This window comes from Streptomyces sp. CB02400 (assembly GCF_001905725.1).
In the GTDB taxonomy this organism is placed as follows: domain Bacteria; phylum Actinomycetota; class Actinomycetes; order Streptomycetales; family Streptomycetaceae; genus Streptomyces; species Streptomyces atrovirens.
Genome location: NZ_LIWB01000004.1, coordinates 446,883 through 465,723 on the forward strand (window position 1 = coordinate 446,883; position 18,841 = coordinate 465,723).

16 protein-coding genes are annotated in these 18,841 nt (G+C 71.2%); 14 read left to right on the forward strand and 2 right to left on the reverse strand.

Annotated features, from left to right (window positions below; genetic code table 11):
• Positions 1-8 precede the first annotated feature (8 nt).
• A complete protein-coding gene (locus tag AMK33_RS13105) occupies positions 9-1,958 on the reverse strand; it encodes a helix-turn-helix domain-containing protein (RefSeq protein ID WP_235618085.1) in 1,950 nt (649 codons plus the stop codon).
• A 340-nt stretch (positions 1,959-2,298) separates the two neighbouring features.
• On the opposite strand from AMK33_RS13105, the gene AMK33_RS13110 reads away from it, so the two are divergent.
• Complete coding sequence (locus AMK33_RS13110; protein WP_079194851.1) at positions 2,299-3,027, forward strand: methyltransferase; 729 nt, start codon at positions 2,299-2,301, stop codon at positions 3,025-3,027.
• 10 nt (positions 3,028-3,037) lie between these two features.
• Entirely contained in the window at positions 3,038-3,883 is an 846-nt protein-coding gene (locus AMK33_RS41350) for a hypothetical protein (protein ID WP_073932960.1), read from the forward strand.
• 144 nt (positions 3,884-4,027) lie between these two features.
• Here AMK33_RS41350 and AMK33_RS13120 read toward each other — a convergent pair whose 3' ends face one another.
• Positions 4,028-5,011 (reverse strand): helix-turn-helix domain-containing protein, encoded by a 984-nt coding sequence (locus AMK33_RS13120; RefSeq protein WP_073932961.1) that lies wholly within the window; start codon positions 5,009-5,011, stop codon positions 4,028-4,030.
• 148 nt (positions 5,012-5,159) lie between these two features.
• On the opposite strand from AMK33_RS13120, the gene AMK33_RS42410 reads away from it, so the two are divergent.
• The 12 genes from AMK33_RS42410 (at position 5,160) to glgX (ending at position 18,790) form a co-directional block, all read left to right on the forward strand.
• Complete coding sequence (locus AMK33_RS42410; protein WP_158075119.1) at positions 5,160-5,321, forward strand: hypothetical protein; 162 nt, start codon at positions 5,160-5,162, stop codon at positions 5,319-5,321.
• 67 nt (positions 5,322-5,388) lie between these two features.
• Positions 5,389-6,729, forward strand: a complete 1,341-nt coding sequence (locus AMK33_RS13125; RefSeq protein ID WP_073932962.1) for a sugar phosphate nucleotidyltransferase — start codon at positions 5,389-5,391, stop codon at positions 6,727-6,729.
• A 40-nt stretch (positions 6,730-6,769) separates the two neighbouring features.
• Positions 6,770-7,471: an SDR family oxidoreductase gene (locus AMK33_RS13130; RefSeq protein ID WP_073932963.1), complete on the forward strand. Its 702-nt coding sequence runs from the start codon at positions 6,770-6,772 to the stop codon at positions 7,469-7,471.
• 251 nt (positions 7,472-7,722) lie between these two features.
• Positions 7,723-8,952, forward strand: coding sequence for an IS701 family transposase (locus tag AMK33_RS13135; RefSeq protein WP_079194832.1), 1,230 nt, complete (start codon positions 7,723-7,725; stop codon positions 8,950-8,952).
• Positions 8,949-10,415, forward strand: a complete 1,467-nt coding sequence (locus AMK33_RS13140) for a maltokinase N-terminal cap-like domain-containing protein (RefSeq protein WP_073932965.1) — start codon at positions 8,949-8,951, stop codon at positions 10,413-10,415. Before AMK33_RS13135 ends, AMK33_RS13140 begins: the two co-directional genes overlap by 4 nt.
• Before the next feature lie 104 nt (positions 10,416-10,519).
• Entirely contained in the window at positions 10,520-11,224 is a 705-nt protein-coding gene (locus AMK33_RS13145; protein WP_073932966.1) for an EthD domain-containing protein, read from the forward strand.
• An 86-nt stretch (positions 11,225-11,310) separates the two neighbouring features.
• The gene (locus AMK33_RS13150) at positions 11,311-12,147 is read left to right on the forward strand and encodes a type 1 glutamine amidotransferase domain-containing protein (protein WP_073932967.1); all 837 of its coding nucleotides are present in this window, start codon (positions 11,311-11,313) and stop codon (positions 12,145-12,147) included.
• Between the two features lie 72 nt (positions 12,148-12,219).
• The gene (locus AMK33_RS13155) at positions 12,220-13,857 is read left to right on the forward strand and encodes a thiamine pyrophosphate-binding protein (protein ID WP_073932968.1); all 1,638 of its coding nucleotides are present in this window, start codon (positions 12,220-12,222) and stop codon (positions 13,855-13,857) included.
• 3 nt (positions 13,858-13,860) lie between these two features.
• The gene (locus AMK33_RS13160) at positions 13,861-14,460 is read left to right on the forward strand and encodes a DJ-1/PfpI family protein (RefSeq protein WP_073932969.1); all 600 of its coding nucleotides are present in this window, start codon (positions 13,861-13,863) and stop codon (positions 14,458-14,460) included.
• 3 nt (positions 14,461-14,463) lie between these two features.
• Positions 14,464-16,311, forward strand: a complete 1,848-nt coding sequence (locus AMK33_RS13165; RefSeq protein WP_073932970.1) for an AGE family epimerase/isomerase — start codon at positions 14,464-14,466, stop codon at positions 16,309-16,311.
• The gene (locus AMK33_RS13170) at positions 16,308-16,649 is read left to right on the forward strand and encodes an STAS domain-containing protein (RefSeq protein ID WP_073932971.1); all 342 of its coding nucleotides are present in this window, start codon (positions 16,308-16,310) and stop codon (positions 16,647-16,649) included. The genes AMK33_RS13165 and AMK33_RS13170 overlap by 4 nt, the downstream gene beginning before the upstream one ends.
• Positions 16,646-18,790 carry a glycogen debranching protein GlgX gene (gene glgX, locus AMK33_RS13175; protein WP_073932972.1) on the forward strand — a complete coding sequence of 715 codons (2,145 nt, stop codon included), beginning with the start codon at positions 16,646-16,648 and terminating at the stop codon, positions 18,788-18,790. The genes AMK33_RS13170 and glgX overlap by 4 nt, the downstream gene beginning before the upstream one ends.
• Positions 18,791-18,841: the final 51 nt, after the last annotated feature.

Here is an 18,841-nt window from a genome sequence, read left to right on the forward strand (position 1 = left end):
TCGCGCGCTCAGGGCAGTTCGTCGTGCGGGAGGACCGGTGGGCCGGTGTGGTTGCGTACCGTGTGGCGGGTGCGGCGCAGGCGGAGGGCCAGTTGGACCTCGACGGCCTGGAGGGGTTCCTGCCAGCCGGGGCCGAGCAGGTCGGTGATGCGTTCCAGGCGGCGGGAGACGGTGTTCGGGTGGACGTGCAGGCTCTCCGCGGCGCGGCTCGGTGAGCCGCCGGAGGTGAAGTACGCCTCCAGGGTGCGGGTCAGTTCGGTGGCCTGCCGTTCGTCGTACTCCAGGACCGGTCCGATGGTGCCCGCGATGAACGCCGAGGTGTCCGGGGTGTCCGCGAGCAGCAGTCCGAGGAAGCCGAGTTCGCGCAGTGAGGCGGTACCGCCCGTGCCGCCGAGGGCGGTGAGCGCGTCGAGGCAGCGCCGGGCCTCGGCGTAGGTGCGGTGGATGGCGCCGGGATGGGCGACCGGGCCCGCCGAACCGACCGTCACCGGGTGGCCGATGACCGCGTTCAGCGTGTCGGAGGCGTGCCGTGCGGCGGTGGACGGGTCGGTGCCGGGCAGCACCAGGACGAGGCAGTCGTCGGTGGTGGTCTTCAGGCCGGCGTGGCGGTGGACGTAGGAGGAGGCCCAGACCAGGACCCTGCCCTGGGGGCCGCCCTCGGGACGGACCACCAGCACGACGTGCGGTTCGTCCAGGGCGACGCCCAGCCGGCGGGCGCGTAACGCGAGTTGTTCGGGCGCGCGCGGGGAGTCGCCGAGCAGTTCGCGCAGCAGCTCGTCACGGCCCGCGCCCTCGGCCGCCGCCGCGGAGGCCTGCATCCGCAGCAGTACGGCCGTGGACTGGGCGACGGCCTCCAGCAGCCGCACCCGGTCGGCGGCGGGCCGGGGGCCGGGGGCGAGGACCAGGGTGCCCAGGATCTCCTTGCCCGCGATGGCGGGGCACAGCCACAGGCCGCCGGAGGAGCGGATCGGGGCCCGCTCGGCGTGCACGTCCAGGGTGCGCTGGAACAGTTCGGACTCGTCGACCTCGGGGAACCCTTCCGTCACCGTCAGGGTGGAGCCGACGGCGTCGCGCACCATGAGGGGGCTGCCGAGTTCGGCGGCGGCGTGGGCGACCAGTTCCTCCAGTTCGCAGCCGCGCAGCACCAGGTCGATCAGCCGGGAGTGGACCCGGTTCAGCCGCCGGGCCGCGGAGGAGGAGCCGAGGGCCCGGGAGGTGTCCCGCTCCAGCTCGCTTATCTCGTCGTGCGCCTGGGTCAGCAGCCGGGCCTTCTTGATGGCCAGGGCGGCCAGGTCGCCCAGGGACGACATCAGGGTGATCTCGTCCGGGGTGAAGTGGCGCACCCCGCGGTCGGCGACGTACAGCGCGCCGACGACGGAGTGCCCCTCCTTCAGCGGCACCGCCATCAGGGCGTGCAGCCCCTCCTCGCGCACCACTTCGTCGATGGCCGAGTCGTGCTCGAACCGCCGGTCGGCGAGGTAGTCGGGGGTCCAGAACGGCGCGGAGCGGATCGCCGCCGCGTTGCCCACCCCGCCGATCGACGGCACCGCGAAGCCGACGGTGATGCTGCTGGCGTGTCCGTCGGCGCTCACCACGTAGGAGCGGCCGTCGGCCCGGTCGGTGAGGCTCACCCAGGCCATGTCGAAGCCCAGCAGCAGCCGGGCACGCCGGGCGATGACCCGGAGCAGGGCGTCCACGTCATAGGGGAGCGTGAGTTCGCGGGCGGTGTCCACGAGCGCCGACAGGCCCGCCTCGCGCTGCTGGCGGCGGGCGAACAGGCCGTGGATGTCCAGCGCGAGCCCGGCGGCCCGGTCGAGCACGGCCACCGCCTCGGTGGACGCGCCGGCGACCCGCGCCTGTTCCGTGAGGCCGTCGAACCGCTGCGGAGGCGCCTCCATGGCCAGCAGCTCGAGCAGCCTGAGCAACCCGTCGGAGACCAGATGGTCCGCGTCCGCCACCCTCACTCACCCCCCAAGCGAGCCCGGGAGAAGACGCGAGTGTCCACAAACGGGCCCTGGTGAACCTAAATTGTGTGCGCCGCCACCGTCAACAATGGCGGGAACGGGGTCGTCCGCCCCGCTCCGTCGGGCAGTCGCAGCAGGTCATCGGGGGGATCGGTGACCCAGGCACCGTGTCGGTGCGCAAGGTGGTTGTCCGAACACCTTATGTGTACGGCCCCCGTTGGACAGCATCGTCGTGCGGCTGCCGCTCGGGAGGCCGCCGCGACAGCTCCGTATCGACAGGGGGAACCGAGTGTCGTACGACCACAGTGACGCGTCGCCGATCTTGGAGCGGGACGTGGCCGAGTCCGATGGGCAGGGGCGGTTACAGAGCTTCGAACGCTCCCTGGAACGCAGCCGCCGGTCGCTGCGCCGAAGCGACCGGCCGAAGGAGTTCGCTCTCGCGGGACGCGACTGGGACCTGGTGGACGAGGTGTTCGCGCCGGTCTACTCGCCGTCGACCGAGGTGGCGCTGGAGTTCCTGGGTCTCGCGGGGAACGCGGGGAACGCGGGGCGCGGTCAGGGGGGTTCGTTCCTGGAGATCGGCTGCGGGGCCGGCGTGGCTGCGGTGCTCGCCGCGCTGGCGGGCCGCTCCCCGGTGGTGGCGGCGGACATCAATCCGCGCGCGGTGGAGAACACCACGATCAACGCCGACCGTCACGGGGCGCGGGTGCGTGCCGTGCACAGCGACCTGTTCTCGGGGCTCGGCGACGAGCGGTTCGACACGATCTTCTGGAGCTCCAACTACGTACGGGCGCCGCAGGACTACCTCTACCGCTCGCTGCACGAGTACGCCTATGTCGACCCCGGGTACCGCGCGCACCGCCGCTATCTGCTGCAGGCCCCGGAGCGGCTCGCTCCGGGCGGGGTGGCGCTGCTGCACTTCAGCAGCCGCGGCGACGTGGCGGAGCTGCACCGGCTCGCCGGGGCGTGCGGGCGCGAGCTGCGCACGGCGCGGTCGATGACCGTACTGGAGGGCGAGTACGGGGACGACCTCGTCGAGCACCTGCTGCTGGAGATCCACTGAGGAGGAGGCGATGTCACTCTCCGGGTACGACGCCTACCGCGAGGAGCTCACCGCCCTCGCCGCGCACGACGGTCGCGTGGTGTGCCTCGCGGCGACACCCGTCGGAGCGGGCCATCCCTTCGAACTGGCCCACCCGGACCGCTTCTTCGGGCTGCCGCGTGCCGCCTCCGCCATGGTGGACGTGGTGTCGGGGCTGGTCACCGCCGGGTTCCGGCCGTTCGTCTGCACCGGCCCCGCGCGCGCCGGCCTCGGTACGGCGGGCAGCCTCGGGCTGCTCACCCGCTATCTGGAGGCGGGCGCCACGGTGGTGACGCCGTACGCCGGTTTCCTGGAGGACTACCCGGTGCTGCGGCGACTGGCGGAGGTGACGCTGGCGGTGCCCTGCGGTGACGCCGAGACGCGGGCGGTGGTGCGGGAGGCGGCCGGTGCGGAGCGGCCGTTCCACATCCGGGTGGGGACCGTCGTACGGCCGTACCGGTCGCGGGGGGACCTGGTGGCCGGGGCTCCGGTTCCGGTCGTGAGCTGGGAGTCTCCCGGGGCGTGCGAGGAGTCGGTGTGTCTGGTGTCGGTCGGGGAGGACGGGACGCGGCTGGCGCGGGAGGCTCGGGGGGTGGCGCCGTGGCTGGCGCACGCGCATCTGGTGTATCTGGATGATGTGCGGCTGCGGCGGGCCGCGGGGGAACTGGGGCGGCGGATGCGGCGGTTCGTCGTCACGGGGGCGCGGAATGGGGTCGACGGGGTGACGGAGACGTTGGCTCGGCTGCTGCCCGGGTGTGAGGTGATCGGGGGGCCGCGGGAGGGTGACGCGGTGGCGGCGGTGCTGGCGGTGGCTCATCGGTTGAAGGAGCCTGCGTAGTGCGGCTGCGTGCCGCGTGCTGTGGGTGGGCGGGGGGTGTTGCGCGGCCCGGCGTTTGCGGGATGCCGTCGCGCCCACCCGTGCCGCCCCGGGGGCACCTCCCAGGCCCTTGAGGCACTGGGGGGAGGCACGATTGCCCGCGGATCACGGGGGTTGGTCCTCTATCAGGGACGACTTGGCCAGTAGGTAGGCCAGTTGGGCTCTGCTGCGGCTGTTGAGGGACTCCGAGGCCTTCCTGATGTGGGTGGAGACGGTTCGGGTGCTGATGCCCAGGCGCTTGGAGATCGCGGCGTCCGTGTGGCCCTCCACCATCAGCCGGAGCACGGCCCTGCGGGTCTCGTCGGTCATCAGGGGCGGTCTGCTCAGCTCCTGGGAGATGCTGACCGGCTCGGCGCGCTGCCATGCCTGGTCGAAGACGGTGGCCAGGTAGGCGACGATCGCGGGGTGTTCGATCGCCAGGGCGGTGGTGTCCAGGTCGAGCAGCGGGTCGGGGATGAAGGCGATGCGCCGGTCGTAGATGATCAGCCGGTCGAAGACCTCGTTGAGGGTGCGGATCTGTGCCCCGGCCACCGTGACCTTCTCGATGTAGGCGAGCGTCGGTCCGTGGGTGCGCACGGTGTGCTGGTACAGCGTGCGTTGTCTGACCCCTCTGGCCAGCAGTTCCAGGTTGTCCGAGAGGACGCGGGCGAGGGTGTCCGAGGGCCTGGCGCCGCCCGGCTTGGCGGTGACCAGCTCCTCCCGGCACTCGTCGCGGGCCTGTTGCAGGGCGGCCCGGATGACGTCGGTGCCGCGCAGCAGCCGTACCGCCGTACCGGATACGCGGTGTTCCTCGCGGTAGACGTCCTCGGCGGCGGTGAGCGCCTCCTGGATGGCGGCGATGGTGTGCTGCTGCACCAGGACGGCGCGTTCGATGGGCCGCCGCAGCTCGTTGCTGGCGATGTCGGGAGGCACGGCGCCCAGCAGTGTCGGGTCTTCGGCCATCGGACGCAGCAGCCCCAGTTCGACCAGGCAGTCCGGAATGTCACCCGATATCGGCCCCTTGGTGAGGGCCTCGCGGTAGCGCCGGAGGCCGTTCTCGCACAGCGCCACCACGTTGGGTTGTGGCTTTATGTCCGGGTTTCTGCACATACACACCCCCTTCTGGTTTCTGCACTGCGTGATCGCGATGCTACCCAGACGTCTGTCCGGCCGGTTTCCTGCGGCATAGTTCCAAGGGCGAAAACACAACAGCTTTTCGCCAAACGGAAGGGTAATCATGAAATTAGCGAAGCCGACCGTGAAGGAATTCGCAGGAATTCTCGCGGCGGCACTGGTGACGGGATTCGCGGTCCAGATACCGGGCGCGCACAGCACGTCCGCCACACCGGACCAGGCCGACGGAGCCGGACAGTCGCAGTCGGCCCCGGCCGACGGCCCGCAGGACGACGGGTGGCCGTAGATCACCCCTGAGGACGCCGACACCGCCAGGGGAGCCGGGCAACTCACTCGACACACGGGGGCGCGTGATGAGCACGAAGGCAGAGACCATCGGCATCATTCTCGCCGGCGGCCGAGGTGAACGGGCCAAACCGATCACCCTGGAGTCCGCCGACTACATCAGGAGCAAGGCGCTCATCCCGTTCGTCGGCCGGCGCCTCATCGAGTGGGTCCTGGAGTCCTGCCGGGTGCAGGGGATCCGCCGCTTCTACGTGGTGACCCACGGCCTGGAGAACCGCAACCAGATCAAGTTGCTGCTCGGCCACGGCGAACGCCACGGCGTACGGATCACGTACTCGCGCTCGCGCTTCGACCGCTACAACGTCGGATCCGCCGGCGCCACCCTCCACAACCTCGAACAGTGGGACCTGCAGGGACGCGCGCTCGTGCTGCCCGTCGACTCGCTCTTCGACTTCGACCTGGGCGCCCTGCACGCCACCCACGACGCACAGGACGCGCTGGTCACGGTGGCGGCGGTCGCCCGCACCCCGGCCGAGATCGCCCACAAGTACGGGGTGATGCGCACCGACGAACGGGGCCTGGTCCAGGGCTTCGTGGAGAAACCCGGCCTGACGGAACTGGGCGAACTGTTCCCGCGGACCCTGGCGGAACCCGACACCGGGCTCCCCACCAACGCCGGGATGTACCTGGTGGACTGCGGCCGGCTGCGGCTGCTCGCACGGGAGCCGGAGCTGTTCCGGCAGTCGCACCAGCGCCTGGACTGGGGCGGCGACCTGCTGCCCTGGCTGGTCCGCCACGGCCACCCGGTGGCCACCCACACCATCGGCCGCCTCGGCGACCTGGGCAACGTGCCCGACTACCTGGACACCGTACGGCTCGTGCTCAACGGCGCGTACGAGCAGATGAACCGTCTGATGGACCAACCCGACGACACCGCCCGGCGGCGCTGGATCCACGAGTCCAGCCTGCAGACCAAGGACGACGTCACCGGCACCACCCTCGCCCAGAAGATCGACGAGGGCTCGGTGGTGATCGGGGCGGGCGTCCGGATCGGCCGGGACGTGGAGATAGGTCCGGGAGTGCGCCTGGAGAACGCGGACGTCGGCGACGGGGCCGAGGTCCGCGAGGGCAGCACCCTGGTCCGCTCCACCGTGGGCGAATCCGCGGTGATCGGCTCGTACGCCGACATCGCCGACAGCTACATCGGCCCGATGGCCGAGGTCCGCTCCGAACGCATCCGGCCGATCCGGCTGGAACGCCACACGGCGGTCGGTGACGGCGCCGTGCTCTGGCCGGGCTCGCGGCTGTGCGGGGTGACGGTCTATCCCCGCCTGCGTGTGCCCGCCCTGGCGGGGGTGCCCGCGCGGACCGAACTGAGGAGCGCCGAGGACGTCCTGCGCTGGGTGTGAGTCCATCTCGCCCCGGCCCAGGCTGACCAGGGAGGGCCCCATGCACAACCCCATCGCCGTCGTGGGCGGAGCAGGCCGGCTCGGCACGCTCGTCACGCGCCGGCTGACCGAGCAAGGCCACCGGGTACGGGTGGTGAGCCGGCATCCGCAACGCGGCCGGCTGCCGCTCGGAGTGGAGCTCCACCGCGCGGACGTACGGTACGCGGACACGCTGGCCCCCGCCCTGCGGGACTGCTCCGCGATCGTGTTCGCCGTCGAACCCGGAACCGCCAACTCCGGCCCGGACAGCCCCGAGGCCACCATGTACGACGGAGTGCGCAACGTGCTCTCCGCCGCCACCGAGCACGGCGAGCGCCCGCACGTGGTGCTGGTCAGCCAGATCTTCGTGACCCGTCGCGAGCACCCGATGAACGCCTACGGCCGGCTCCTCGACTGGCGGCTGCGCGGCGAGGACGCCGTACGCGCCTGCGGCCTTCCGTACACGGTGATCCGGCCGAGCTGGCTGACCGACGACGCGTTCGCCGGCGCCCGGGTCCGCTTCGAGCAGGACGACCGGGGCGACGGCTGGGTCTCCCGTACGGCGGTCGCGGAGGCGTGTGTGCAGGCGATCGGCATACCCGAGGCCTCGGGCAGGACCTTCGAGATCTACAACGAGCCCGGGGAGGCCCCGGCGGACTGGGCGCCGCTGTTCCGGCGGCTCACCCCGGACCGGATCCTCGCCTGGGCGGGCGGCCGCACCTGACCCCTCCCCCGGAACGACGCGGGCCGGTGCCCCACCACCGCCCTCGTCAGCGGCGCCCGCCGGCACATCCCCCGAGCCGGCGGGCGCCGGTGGGGCTCAGGCCCCCAGGAAATCCTTTGAGGAATCTCCCGGTGAAATCCCCGGGAATTCCTCCTTCACGAAAAGCGCCGGCGAACGGCCGCGCCCGAAGGCGCGAGAAACACCTCGACTTGAAGGCTTGAAGGATCGAAGGCTCGAAGAGAGGGCCCACCATGTCCGTGGAGCATCGGCAGCAGTTACCCGATGGTATTCCCGTGAGAATTCCCGAGGGAATCCTCTCCGAGGTTCTCTCCGGGGCGCTCGCATCGATTCCGCGCAGCGACCAGCGACGCCGGGGAGAACTCTACGTACGGGGTCTGCTCACGGTCGCGGGAAAGAAGACGATGCGCGCCCTGGCCGACGGCGCCGGGAACAGCGTGGAGCAGAGCCTCTACCAGTTCATCACCAAGTCCACCTGGCGCAACGGCCCGGTGCGCCGGGCGATGGCCCGGCTGGTGGCACAGCGACTCGACCCCCGCGCCTGGGTGGTGCACCCGCTGGTCATCACCAAGGTCGGCCGGCACTCCGTGGGAGTGGAGCGGCAGTGGGTCGCGGACCTGGGCCGGGTCGTCAACTGCCAGCAGGCCATGGGTGTGTGGCTGGTCTCCGAGCAGGGGAGCTGTCCGGTGGACTGGCGGCTCGCGCTGCCCGAGTGCTGGACGGACCACCCCGAGCGGCGCGACCGCGCCTCGATCCCGGAGCATGTCGCCTCCTGCCCGCCCGAGCAGTGCGCGATCGGCTCGGTCGCGCGCATGTCGTCGGGCTGGGAGCTGCCGGACCGGCCCGTGGTGATGGATCTGCGGGACGGCGACCCCTACGCCGTCAGTGCCGAACTCAGCGCCCGGCAGGTCCCGTTCGTCCTGCGCATCGACCCCGCCACCCGGTTCGCGCTGCCCGACCCGGTACGGCCGCCCGCCGGTGACCACGCGGGCCCGGCCGACGCGCTGATCGCGGCGCTCAGCCGGAACTGCCTGCCCGTGGAGTGGTACGACCACACCACGGACACCGTGCGGGCCACCTCCGTGGGCGCCACCCGCGTACGGCTGCGGCGGCGTTCGGGGTCCGCGCCGGCCGGCGAGCGCCGGGAGCTGGTACTGCTCGGCGCGTGGACCGACCGCAATCGGCGCGTCCCCGGCGAGTACTGGCTGTCCAACCTCTCCGGGGCCCAGCTCGGGACGGTGTACCGCACCGCGATGCTCATCCGGCGGGTGGTACGCGACCAGGCCGAGGTCACCGACGGTCTGGGCGCCCGGGACTTCGAGGGACGGTCGTTCCGCGGCTGGCACCACCACATGACGATGGTGACCGTGGCCCACGCGGCGCACGCGCTGGCGTGGTCCGAGGAGGCCGCCGAGGCGCGTGCGGCCGTACGGGAACGGCGGCCTATGGTGCCGGTCGCATGAGCGCGCCCACCCACACCGTCGACCTGACGCGCGTCGTCGCGGAGCTGCGGCGCTCCCTGCCGGGCTGGCTGGCCGGGCGCCGCTGGTACGCGGGCAAGCAGGGCAAGCAGGGCGAGGGACAGCACCCGCCGCCCGTCGAACCGGTCCTCGCCGACCTGCTGCACCCGGGCGATCCCGCGCTGGTGCAGCTGGTGGTGCGGGCGGGGCGGCGCGGGCACGAGGAGTGGTACCAGGTCCTCGTCGGAGTCGGCCGGGAGGCGGCCGGGGCGCCGGCCGGTGACACCCTCATCGGCCGGGTGCCGGAACCCGACGGACCGGACCTGCTGCTGTACGAGGCCACCGCCGACCCGTGGCTGATGTCCCGGCTGCTGGCGCGGCTGGCCGCCGAGGACACCGACGGCCGGGTGGAGTGCCACCGGCCGGCCGGCGCGGAGTTCCCGCTCGGCCTGCCGGCCCGGGTGATCACCGCCGAGCAGTCCAACACCTCGGTGGCGTTCGGCGACCGGCTGATGCTCAAGGTGCTGCGCCGCCTGGTCCCGGGCCCGCATCCGGAGCTGGAGCTGCTCACCGCCCTGGAGCGGGACGGTGACGTACCGAGCGCCCGGCCGCTGGCGTGGATGCGGACCACCGACGCGTTCCCGGCCGGTCCCACCACGCTCGCCGTCCTCCAGGAGTTCGTGCCGTCGCGGGGCGACGGCTGGTCCCTGGCCACCGCGCAGGCCGCGGAGTGCGTCGGCGGCGACTGCGCCTCGGTGGCCCCGCTGGGCGGCTTCGCCGAGGAGTCCCGCGCGCTGGGCCGGGCCACCGCACGGGTGCACACGGCGCTGGCGCGGCAGCTCGGCAGCAGGGAGCTGGGCCCCGAGGAGGCCCGCGCGCTGGCCGCCGAGCTGACCGGGCGGCTGGAGCAGGCCCTGGAGGAGGTACCCGAGCTGCTGCCGTACGCACGGCAGTTGCGGACGCTGCACCAGGACCTGCCGGAGCTGGCGGGCCGCGGTCACCGGCTGCTCGTGCAGCGCGTCCACGGCGATCTGCATCTGGGCCAGGTGCTGCGCGCGCCGCACGGCTGGGTGCTCATCGACTTCGAGGGCGAGCCGGGGCATCCGCTGGAGGAGCGCAGACGGCCGCGGCCGGCGGTGCGCGACGTGGCGGCCATGCTGCGGTCCTTCGACTACGCCGCCCATCACGCGCTCTTCGAGGTGCTGGGCGGGCCGTCCGCACGGCGCGGCGGCAGACCCGCCCGCCGGGCCGCGGCCTGGGCGGTGCACAACCGGCGCGCGTTCAGCGAGGGGTACGCCGAGGCGGGCGGAGCCGACCCCCGGCGGAGCCCGGTGCTGCTGCGCGCCTTCGAGGCGGACAAGGCGGTCTACGAGGCGGTGTACGAGGCCCGTAACCGTCCCGACTGGCTGCCCATTCCGCTGGCCGCGATACGCCGCCTCGTCCATGAACGCCCGAGCGCGGCCTGAAATCCACGACAGGTCAGGAAGTCGCCCGTATTTCATTGCCGCCCGACGGCCCCCATTGACACGATTTCACGAGTCCGGACCGGCGTGGAACAGGAGACAATTCGATGATCCACCAGTTCATTCTGGCCGCACCCAAGCCGGGTATGACGGCACAGGAATTCCAGGACTACTGGGTGAACGTGCACGCCGTGCAGTACGCGGCGAAGATTCCGCAGATCCGGAAGTACATGGTCGACACCGTCGTCGACATCGAGGGCAACCTCGGCTCGCCGGCCCTCCCCCACCAGGGCATCGCCGAGATCTGGCTGGCCAACGGCGAGGAGCAGCTCGCCTCGCTGCAGACCGACGAGTTCCTGAACGGCGCGCGGCTGGACGAGCCGAACTGGGCGGCGTTCTGGCTGACGATCGTGGTCGACACCACCGCGCACGAGATCGTGCCCGGTCCGGGGCCGGGCCGCGACCGGGACTGGGTCAAGCTCACCGTGCTGATGAAGCGCCGCCCCGGTCTCGACCTGGACGACTACCGCAAGCGGAGCCTGGACGGCTACGCCTCCGAGGTCCGCGGCGTCCCCGGCCTGCGCCGCTACCTGCACGCGCACACCGTGGACGGCGCGTACGTCTTCGGCGAGGCGGCCTTCGACTCCGTCGAGCAGCTGTGGTTCGACGACGTCGAGGCGCTCCAGCAGGCCTTGCGCTCCCCCCACTTCACCGAGCGGGTCACGGCGGCACGGGACGAGATCACGGACCCGAAGTACGTCTTCTCGCTCGCCGCGAAGGAGAACTGGATCATCGGCCCCGAGGCCCGCTGATCCCCCCGTTCAGGTGGCCGTGGCGCCGGCCCCTTCCGAGACGGCGCCCGGCCACCGACCCCGCACCGATTACCGAAGGAGCAGGCGTGGCCAGAAGGAACGCCAGGAAGATCCTCGTGATTCTGTCGGAGTACGGCTACTGGGGCGAGGAGCTCGTCGGGCCGCTGCACCACTTCGACCGGCAGGGCTACGAGGTCGTGTTCGCCACCCCGACCGGCAAGCGCGCGCACGCGCTGCCGCCGTCGATGGACCCCGGGTACGTCGATCCGCCGCTGGGCCGCTCGGTGACCTCGGAGAAGGTCGCCCGGCTCACCCAGGAGATCGACGCCTCCGACCGGCTGGACGACCCGGTCGACCTCTCGGCCTGGCTGCCGGAGCGCCCGTACACCGCCGACGACGACTACCTGCGCAAGCTGGAGGCGTACCACCGCGCGGTCGACACGGTGGCGGAGGAGCTGGAGGAGTACGACGCCCTGCTGATCGTGGGCGGTTCGGGACCGATCGTGGACCTCGCCAACAACGAGCGGGTGCACGAGCTGATCCTCGCCTTCCTGCGCGCCGGCAAGCCGATCGGGGCCGAGTGCTACGGCGTCACCCCGCTCGCGTTCGCCCGCGACTGGGAGGACCGCAAGTCGATCCTCTGGGGCAAGCACGTCACCGGGCACTGCAAGGAGTACGACTACAAGGACGGCACCGGCTTCCTGGGCACCGACTTCGTGATGGGCCCGCCGCCGTACCCGCTGGAGTACATCCTGCGCGACGCCACCGGCCCCGACGGCCGCTACCACGGGAATTTCGGCAAGGAGACCTCGGTCATCGTGGACTACCCGTTCATCACGGGCCGTTCCACGCCGGATTCCTATCTGACCGGCGAGAAGATCGTCGAGGTTCTCGAGGACGGGCTCCGCCGCTACGGCTGGTGACGGCCGGAAGAACTCACCGGCGTCTCAGGATTCCCAGAATTCTCAGGAGTCTCAGCGAGAAAAGGAAGAGACATGGCCAGGCAGGGCAATGCGGCGATCATCGAGCAGTTCATCGCCGATGGAATTCCTTACATGTTCGGAAATCCGGGAACGGTCGAGCAGGGTTTCCTGGACGCGTTGGAGAACTACGACGAGCTCCAGTACGTCCTGACGCTCCAGGAGACGGTCGCCGCCGGCATCGCGGACGGCTACGCCCGCGCGACCGGCCGCCCCGCCCTGCTCCAGCTGCACAGCGGCGTCGGCCTCGGCAACGCCATCGGCATGCTCTACCAGGCGAAGCGCGGTCACTCGCCGCTCGTCGTCATCGCCGGTGAGGCGGGCGTGAAGTACGACGCGATGGACGCGCAGATGGCGGCCGACCTGGTCGCCATGGCCGAGCCGGTGACCAAGTACGCGACCCGGGTGACCGATCCGGGCTCGGTGCTGCGGGTGCTGCGCCGCGCCATGAAGATGGCGATGACGCCGCCGCGCGGCCCGGTCTTCGTCGCCCTCCCGCTGGACGTGCTGGACGCGGTCAACGGCGAACCGGTGGTCCCGAGCACCTTCCTGAGCACCGAGTCGCTGCCCGTGCCCTCGCTCGTGGAGCAGGCCGCGCGGCTGCTGTCGGGCGCCGAGCACCCGCTCGTCCTGGTGGGCGACGGCGTCTCGGCGTCCGGCGGCCAGGAGGAACTGGCGCGGGTGGCGGAGCAGTTGGGCGCCGACGTGTGGGGCGTGGACTTCTCCGAGGTCAACCTGGACGCCCGGCACCCGCTCTACCGCGGGCAGTTGGGCCACATGTTCGGCGAGGTCAGCACCGAGAGGGTGAAGGACGCCGACGCGGTGCTGATCGTGGGGACGTACGTCTTCCCGGAGGTGTTCCCGGACACCGGCAGCCCGTTCCGTGCGGACGCGCGGATCGTGCACATCGATCTCGACGGCTACGAGATCGCCAAGAACCACCCGGTCACCCTGGGTCTGGTCGCCGACCCGAAGGCCACGCTCGCCGCGCTGTCGGAGAGGCTGGAGGACAGCCTCTCCGACGTCGACCGGATGCGCGCCGCCCGCCATCTCGAGCTGCGCCGCGGCGAGCAGCCGGAGCGGCCGGCCGACGACGGCACCCTGCTCTCCGCGTTCCTGCGGGAACTGTCCGACCGGGCCCCCGAGGACCTGATGGTGTTCGACGAGGCGCTGACCGCGGCCGGGCCGCTCAACGCCCATCTGCCCGGCCGGCTCCCCGGCCACTGGTTCTCCACCCGCGGCGGCTCGCTCGGCGTCGGCATCCCGGGCGCCATCGGCATCAAGCTGGCCCACCCGGACAGGACGGTGATCGGCTTCACCGGGGACGGCGGGTCGATGTACACCTTCCAGGCCCTCTACACGGCCGTCCGGCACGACGTGGGCGCCAAGTTCGTGATCTGCAACAACCGCAGCTACAAGCTGCTGGACCTGAACATCGAGCAGTACTGGCGCGAGCGCGGCGTCCCCCTGCACCCCCACCCGTCGCCCTTCGACCTGTCCCGCCCGGAGCTGGGGTTCACCGAGCTCGCCCGCGGCTTCGGCGTGGACGCGGTGCGGGTCGACGAGGCGGAGCAGGTGCCGTACGCGGTCAAGCGGATGCTCGCCGACGACAAGCCGTTCCTGGTCGACCTGCGCACCACCGAGGGGGCCTGAGCCATGTCCGGAACACCGTCCCGCGACGGGGTGCTCTCCGGCCGCCGCATCGCGGTCCTGGCCGAGAGCGACTTCTACGAGCCCGAGATCGCCTACTACCAACGCCGGTTCGCCGAGGAGGGCGCGCGGGTCGACTTCCTCACCCGGCTGTGGGGCAACAAGGCGATCACCTTCACCGGTCACGAGTACCGGGCGCCGCTGACCGTGACCGGCAGCCTGGAGGACCTCGACGACCGCCGGCTGCGCGAGTACAGCGCGCTGATCGTGCCGTCCGGCATGGTCGCCGACCGGCTGCGCTACACCGAGGACATCGAGCGGCTCGCGCCCGCGACCGACCTGCTGCGGCGGGCGTTCGCCCGCTCCGGGGTCGTCAAGGGGATCATCTGCCACGGCATGTGGCTGGCCTCGTCGATCCCCTACGTGGTCCGCGGCCGCAAGGTCGTCTGCCACAACAACCTCATCGGCGACGTGCGCAACATGGGCGCCAACTACGTGGACCAGGACGTCGTCGTCGACGGCGACCTGGTGACCGCGCGCACCGGCGACCACTGCCATCTGTTCGCCAGGACCATCATCGACGAACTCGTGCTGCGAGGTGCGTGAGACATGACCGGCAATCCCGGCACCCCCGACTTCACCTTCTCCGACACCGTCGCCGGCCGGGTCACCGGCTTCGACGCGGCCTCCCGCGAGGCCACCCTGGCCACCGCCGACGGGCAGACCGTCACGATGGCCCTCGACGGCGGCCCGGCCGCGGAGCTGCTGCACAACCTGGGCGAGCCCTACCAGGACGCCTCGGGACACATCGACGACCTGCTGACCCCCGGCCGCTTCCTGCTGGCGTACGGCGTCTTCTACCCGAAGGGCGGCGGCCTGCGGTTCGAGGCGAAGCGGCTGGTCTTCGTCGGGCGGGACACCGACGACTACCGCTTCGAGGAGAGCGGCTGGTGGATCCGGCAGATCCGGGAGATCGCCGCGTTCTACCGGCGGGCCCAGTTCGGCGACGGACCCGTCGACTTCACCGCCTACCGCACCGAGATACGGCTCGGCGGCGACAAGACCGCGAGCCACGTCCAGGAGACCGACACCATCTCCCGGCTGGTGTACGGCATGGCCTCGGCGTTCCTGCTCACCGGTGAGGACGAGTACCTGGAGGTCGCCGAGCGCGGCACCGAGTACCTGCGCGCCCACATGCGCTTCGTCGACACCGACGAGAACGTCGTGTACTGGTACCACGGCCTGAAGGTCGACGGCGACACCGAGACCAAGCTGTTCACCTCGGAGTTCTCCGACGACTACGACGCGCTGCCGGCCTACGAGCAGATCTACGCGCTGGCCGGTCCGGTGCAGACGTACCGGGTCACCGGCGACCCGCGGATCAAGGCCGACGCGGACGCCACGATCCGGCTGTTCGACCGCTTCTACCTCGACCCGGAGCACGGCGGCTACTTCTCGCACATCGACCCGATCCTGCTGGACCCGGGGCACGACTCGCTGGGCCCCAACCAGTCCCGCAAGAACTGGAACTCCGTGGGCGACCACGCCCCGGCGTACCTGATCAACCTGTACCTGGCGACCGGTGAGAAGTCCTACGCCGACATGCTGGAGTACACCTTCGACACCATCGTCGAGCGGTTCCCCGACCCCGAGCACAGCCCCTTCGTGCAGGAACGTTTCCACCGCGACTGGTCGCACGACACCACGCACGGCTGGCAGCAGAACCGCGCGGTCGTCGGCCACAACCTGAAGATCGCCTGGAACCTGATGCGGATGCACTCGCTGCGTCCCAAGGACCGCTACCTGGAGCTGGCCACCGGCATCGGCGAGACCATGCCCGCGGTCGGCAGCGACCGCCGGCGCGGCGGCTGGTACGACGTGGTCGAGCGGCTGAAGGCGGACGGGGAGGACGTCTTCCGCTTCGCCTGGCACGACCGCAAGGCGTGGTGGCAGCAGGAACAGGCGATCCTGGCCTACCTGATCCTGCACGGCACCACGGGCCGCGCGGAGTTCCGCACCGAGGCCCGCGACGCCCAGTCGTTCTACAACGCCTTCTTCCTCGACCACGACGAGGGCGCCGTCTACTTCAACACCCTGGCCAACGGCCTGCCGTACCTGCTCGGCGTGGAACGCCTCAAGGGCAGCCACTCGATGTCGATGTACCACGCGGCCGAGCTGTGCTACCTCGCCGCCGTCTACAACAACCTGCTGATCGACGGCCGGGCGATGGACTTCTGGTTCAAGCCCGACCCGGCGGTGCTGCCGGACCGGCTGCTGCGGGTGGCGCCCGATCTGCTGCCGGCCGGCTCGGTCCGCGTCGAGAGCGTGGAGATCGACGGCGAGCCGCACACCGACTTCGACGCCGAGGCCCTGACCGTGCGCCTGCCCGAGACCTCGGGCCGCGTCAAGGTCAAGGTCCGCCTCGCCCCCGGCTCCCCCACGGAGGTGACGGGATGACCGTCAAACTCACGTCCCGGACGGAAGGCGCGGCCTGTGTGGTCGCCCTGGAGGGGGAGATCAACTCCACCACCTCCGGCGGGCTGCAGGCCCAGCTCCTGCCGTTCATCGGCCAGGAGGGCAAGGTCCTGATCGACCTGAGCGGCGTCAGCTACATCTCCAGCGCCGGCCTGCGCACCCTGCTCATCGTGCACCGCCGGGCCCAGCAGGTACGGGCCCGGGTGACTCTGGTCAGCCTCTCCGAGGAGGTGCGGTTCGTGATGTCCGCGACCGGCTTCCTGGACTTCTTCGAGGTCACCGACGACCTCGACGACGCGCTGGAACGTGCGGGCCGATGACCGTCGAGGAGCTGCGCGAGCGCGTCGACGGCTTTCCGACGCGCCGGATCCACGGCTACCGGGTGCGCGCGGGGCGGCCCTTCCCGTACGGCGCGCACCGGGTGCCCGGCGGGATCACCTTCTCCGTGTACTCCGACCGCGCCACCGCGATGAGCCTGGTGCTCTTCGAGCGCGGCGCGAAGGAGCCCACCGCCGAGCTGCCGTTCCCGCCCGAGTTCCGGGTGGGCAGCGTGTACGCGATGACGGTGTTCGGCCTGGACGCCGAGAACCTGGAGTACGGCTTCCGCGCCGACGGCCCCTTCGACCCGGCCGCCGGCGACCGGTTCGACGCCTCCAAGGTGCTCAGCGACCCGTACGCCCGGCTGGTGTCGGGCCGTGACGTGTGGGGCGCGGAACCCGACTGGGACGACGTCTACCCCTACCGGGCGCGGATCCCCGACGACGACTTCGACTGGGGTGACGACACCTCGCCGAGCATCCCCACCGAGGACCTCGTCATCTACGAGACGCACGTGCGCGGCTTCACCCGGCACCCCTCCTCGGGGGTGTCGGCGCCCGGCACGTACGCGGGACTGCGGGAGAAGATCCCGTACCTGCGGGAGCTCGGCGTCAACTGCGTGGAGCTGCTGCCGGTCTTCGAGTTCGACGAGCTGGACAACCCGCGCACCGACCCGCGCACCGGGGAACGGCTGCACAACTACTGGGGCTACAACACCGTCTCGTTCTTCGCGCCGAAGGCCGGCTACGCGGCCACGGGCCGTTTCGGGATGCAGGCCGACGAGTTCAAGTCGCTCGTGAGGGAACTGCACCGGGCCGGCATCGAGATCGTCCTGGACGTGGTGTTCAACCACACCGCCGAGGGCAACGAGCAGGGGCCGACGATCTCGTTCCGCGGTCTCGACAACGCGACGTACTACATGCTCACGCCGCGCGGCGAGTACTACAACTTCAGCGGCACCGGGAACACGGTCAACTGCAACCACCCGGTGGTGCGCGACTTCGTGCTGTCCTGTCTGCGCTACTGGGTCTCCGAGTACCACATCGACGGCTTCCGGTTCGACCTCGCGGCGATCCTCGACCGCGCCCCGGACGGTACGCCGCTGCCCAACCCGCCGCTGCTGGAACAGCTCGCGTACGACCCGGTGCTGCGGCACACCAAGCTGATCGCCGAGGCCTGGGACGCGGCCGGCCTCTACCAGGTGGGCCACTTCCCCAACTACGGCCGCTGGTCGGAGTGGAACGGCCAGTTCCGTGACACGGTGCGACGGTTCGTCAAGGGCGACGCCGGTCTCGTCGGGGAGCTGGCGACCCGGATGGCGGGCTCCCCCGACCTGTACCAGGGCCGCACCTCGTCCGCCTCCGTCAACTTCGTCACCGCGCACGACGGATTCACCCTCAACGACCTGGTCTCGTACAACGGCAAGCACAACGAGGCCAACGGCGAGAACAACAACGACGGCGCCGACGACAACCACAGCTGGAACTGCGGCGAGGAGGGACCCAGCGCCTCCGCGCACGTCCGCGAACTGCGGACGCGGCAGATGAAGAACATGCTGACGATCCTGCTCACCAGCCAGGGCGTGCCGATGCTGCTGGCCGGCGACGAGGCCGGCCGCACCCAGCTCGGCAACAACAACACCTACTGCCAGGACAACGAACTCTCCTGGTTCGACTGGGGACTCGTCGACGGCCCCACCGCCGAACGCGAACTCCTCGACTTCACCCGGGCGCTGATCGCCTTCCGGCACGCCCACCCGGTGCTGCGCAGCGCCGACCACCCGATCGGCGCCGACCGGGTGGGCAGCGGCTACCCGGACATCAGCTGGCACGGCGTACGCGCCTGGTCGCCGGACTGGTCGGACCACTCCCGGACCCTGGCCCTGATGCGCTGCGGCCGGCACGCCAAGGACGGCACCGTGCGCGACGACCACGTGTACATCGCGGTCAACGCCCACTGGGAGGGCCACGACCTGGAACTGCCGCACCTGCCGCCCGGCGACGCCTGGCACCTCTTCGCCGACACGACGATGACCGCCGCCCGGCCGCTGGGCGCCGAAACGCCGCTGGAACACCCCGGCCGCTACCACCTGGGACCGCACTCCGCGGTGGTCCTGGTGGGCCGGGCGGCGGACCCCCGCTGACCGCCGTACCGCCCGACCGTCCCGCACCGCGACGCAGAAGGAGGGGCCACC

What these genes read in the sequence shown, in the direction of transcription:
- AMK33_RS41350 (WP_073932960.1), top strand. Translation starts at nt 3,038, where the DNA reads ATGTCACTCTCCGGGTACGACGCCTACCGCGAGGAGCTCACCGCCCTC.
- AMK33_RS13120 (WP_073932961.1), bottom strand. Translation starts at nt 5,011, where the DNA reads ATGTGCAGAAACCCGGACATAAAGCCACAACCCAACGTGGTGGCGCTG.
- AMK33_RS13125 (WP_073932962.1), top strand. Translation starts at nt 5,389, where the DNA reads ATGAGCACGAAGGCAGAGACCATCGGCATCATTCTCGCCGGCGGCCGA.
- AMK33_RS13130 (WP_073932963.1), top strand. Translation starts at nt 6,770, where the DNA reads ATGCACAACCCCATCGCCGTCGTGGGCGGAGCAGGCCGGCTCGGCACG.
- AMK33_RS13135 (WP_079194832.1), top strand. Translation starts at nt 7,723, where the DNA reads ATGTCCGTGGAGCATCGGCAGCAGTTACCCGATGGTATTCCCGTGAGA.
- AMK33_RS13140 (WP_073932965.1), top strand. Translation starts at nt 8,949, where the DNA reads ATGAGCGCGCCCACCCACACCGTCGACCTGACGCGCGTCGTCGCGGAG.
- AMK33_RS13145 (WP_073932966.1), top strand. Translation starts at nt 10,520, where the DNA reads ATGATCCACCAGTTCATTCTGGCCGCACCCAAGCCGGGTATGACGGCA.
- AMK33_RS13155 (WP_073932968.1), top strand. Translation starts at nt 12,220, where the DNA reads ATGGCCAGGCAGGGCAATGCGGCGATCATCGAGCAGTTCATCGCCGAT.
- AMK33_RS13160 (WP_073932969.1), top strand. Translation starts at nt 13,861, where the DNA reads ATGTCCGGAACACCGTCCCGCGACGGGGTGCTCTCCGGCCGCCGCATC.
- AMK33_RS13165 (WP_073932970.1), top strand. Translation starts at nt 14,464, where the DNA reads ATGACCGGCAATCCCGGCACCCCCGACTTCACCTTCTCCGACACCGTC.
- AMK33_RS13170 (WP_073932971.1), top strand. Translation starts at nt 16,308, where the DNA reads ATGACCGTCAAACTCACGTCCCGGACGGAAGGCGCGGCCTGTGTGGTC.
- glgX (WP_073932972.1), top strand. Translation starts at nt 16,646, where the DNA reads ATGACCGTCGAGGAGCTGCGCGAGCGCGTCGACGGCTTTCCGACGCGC.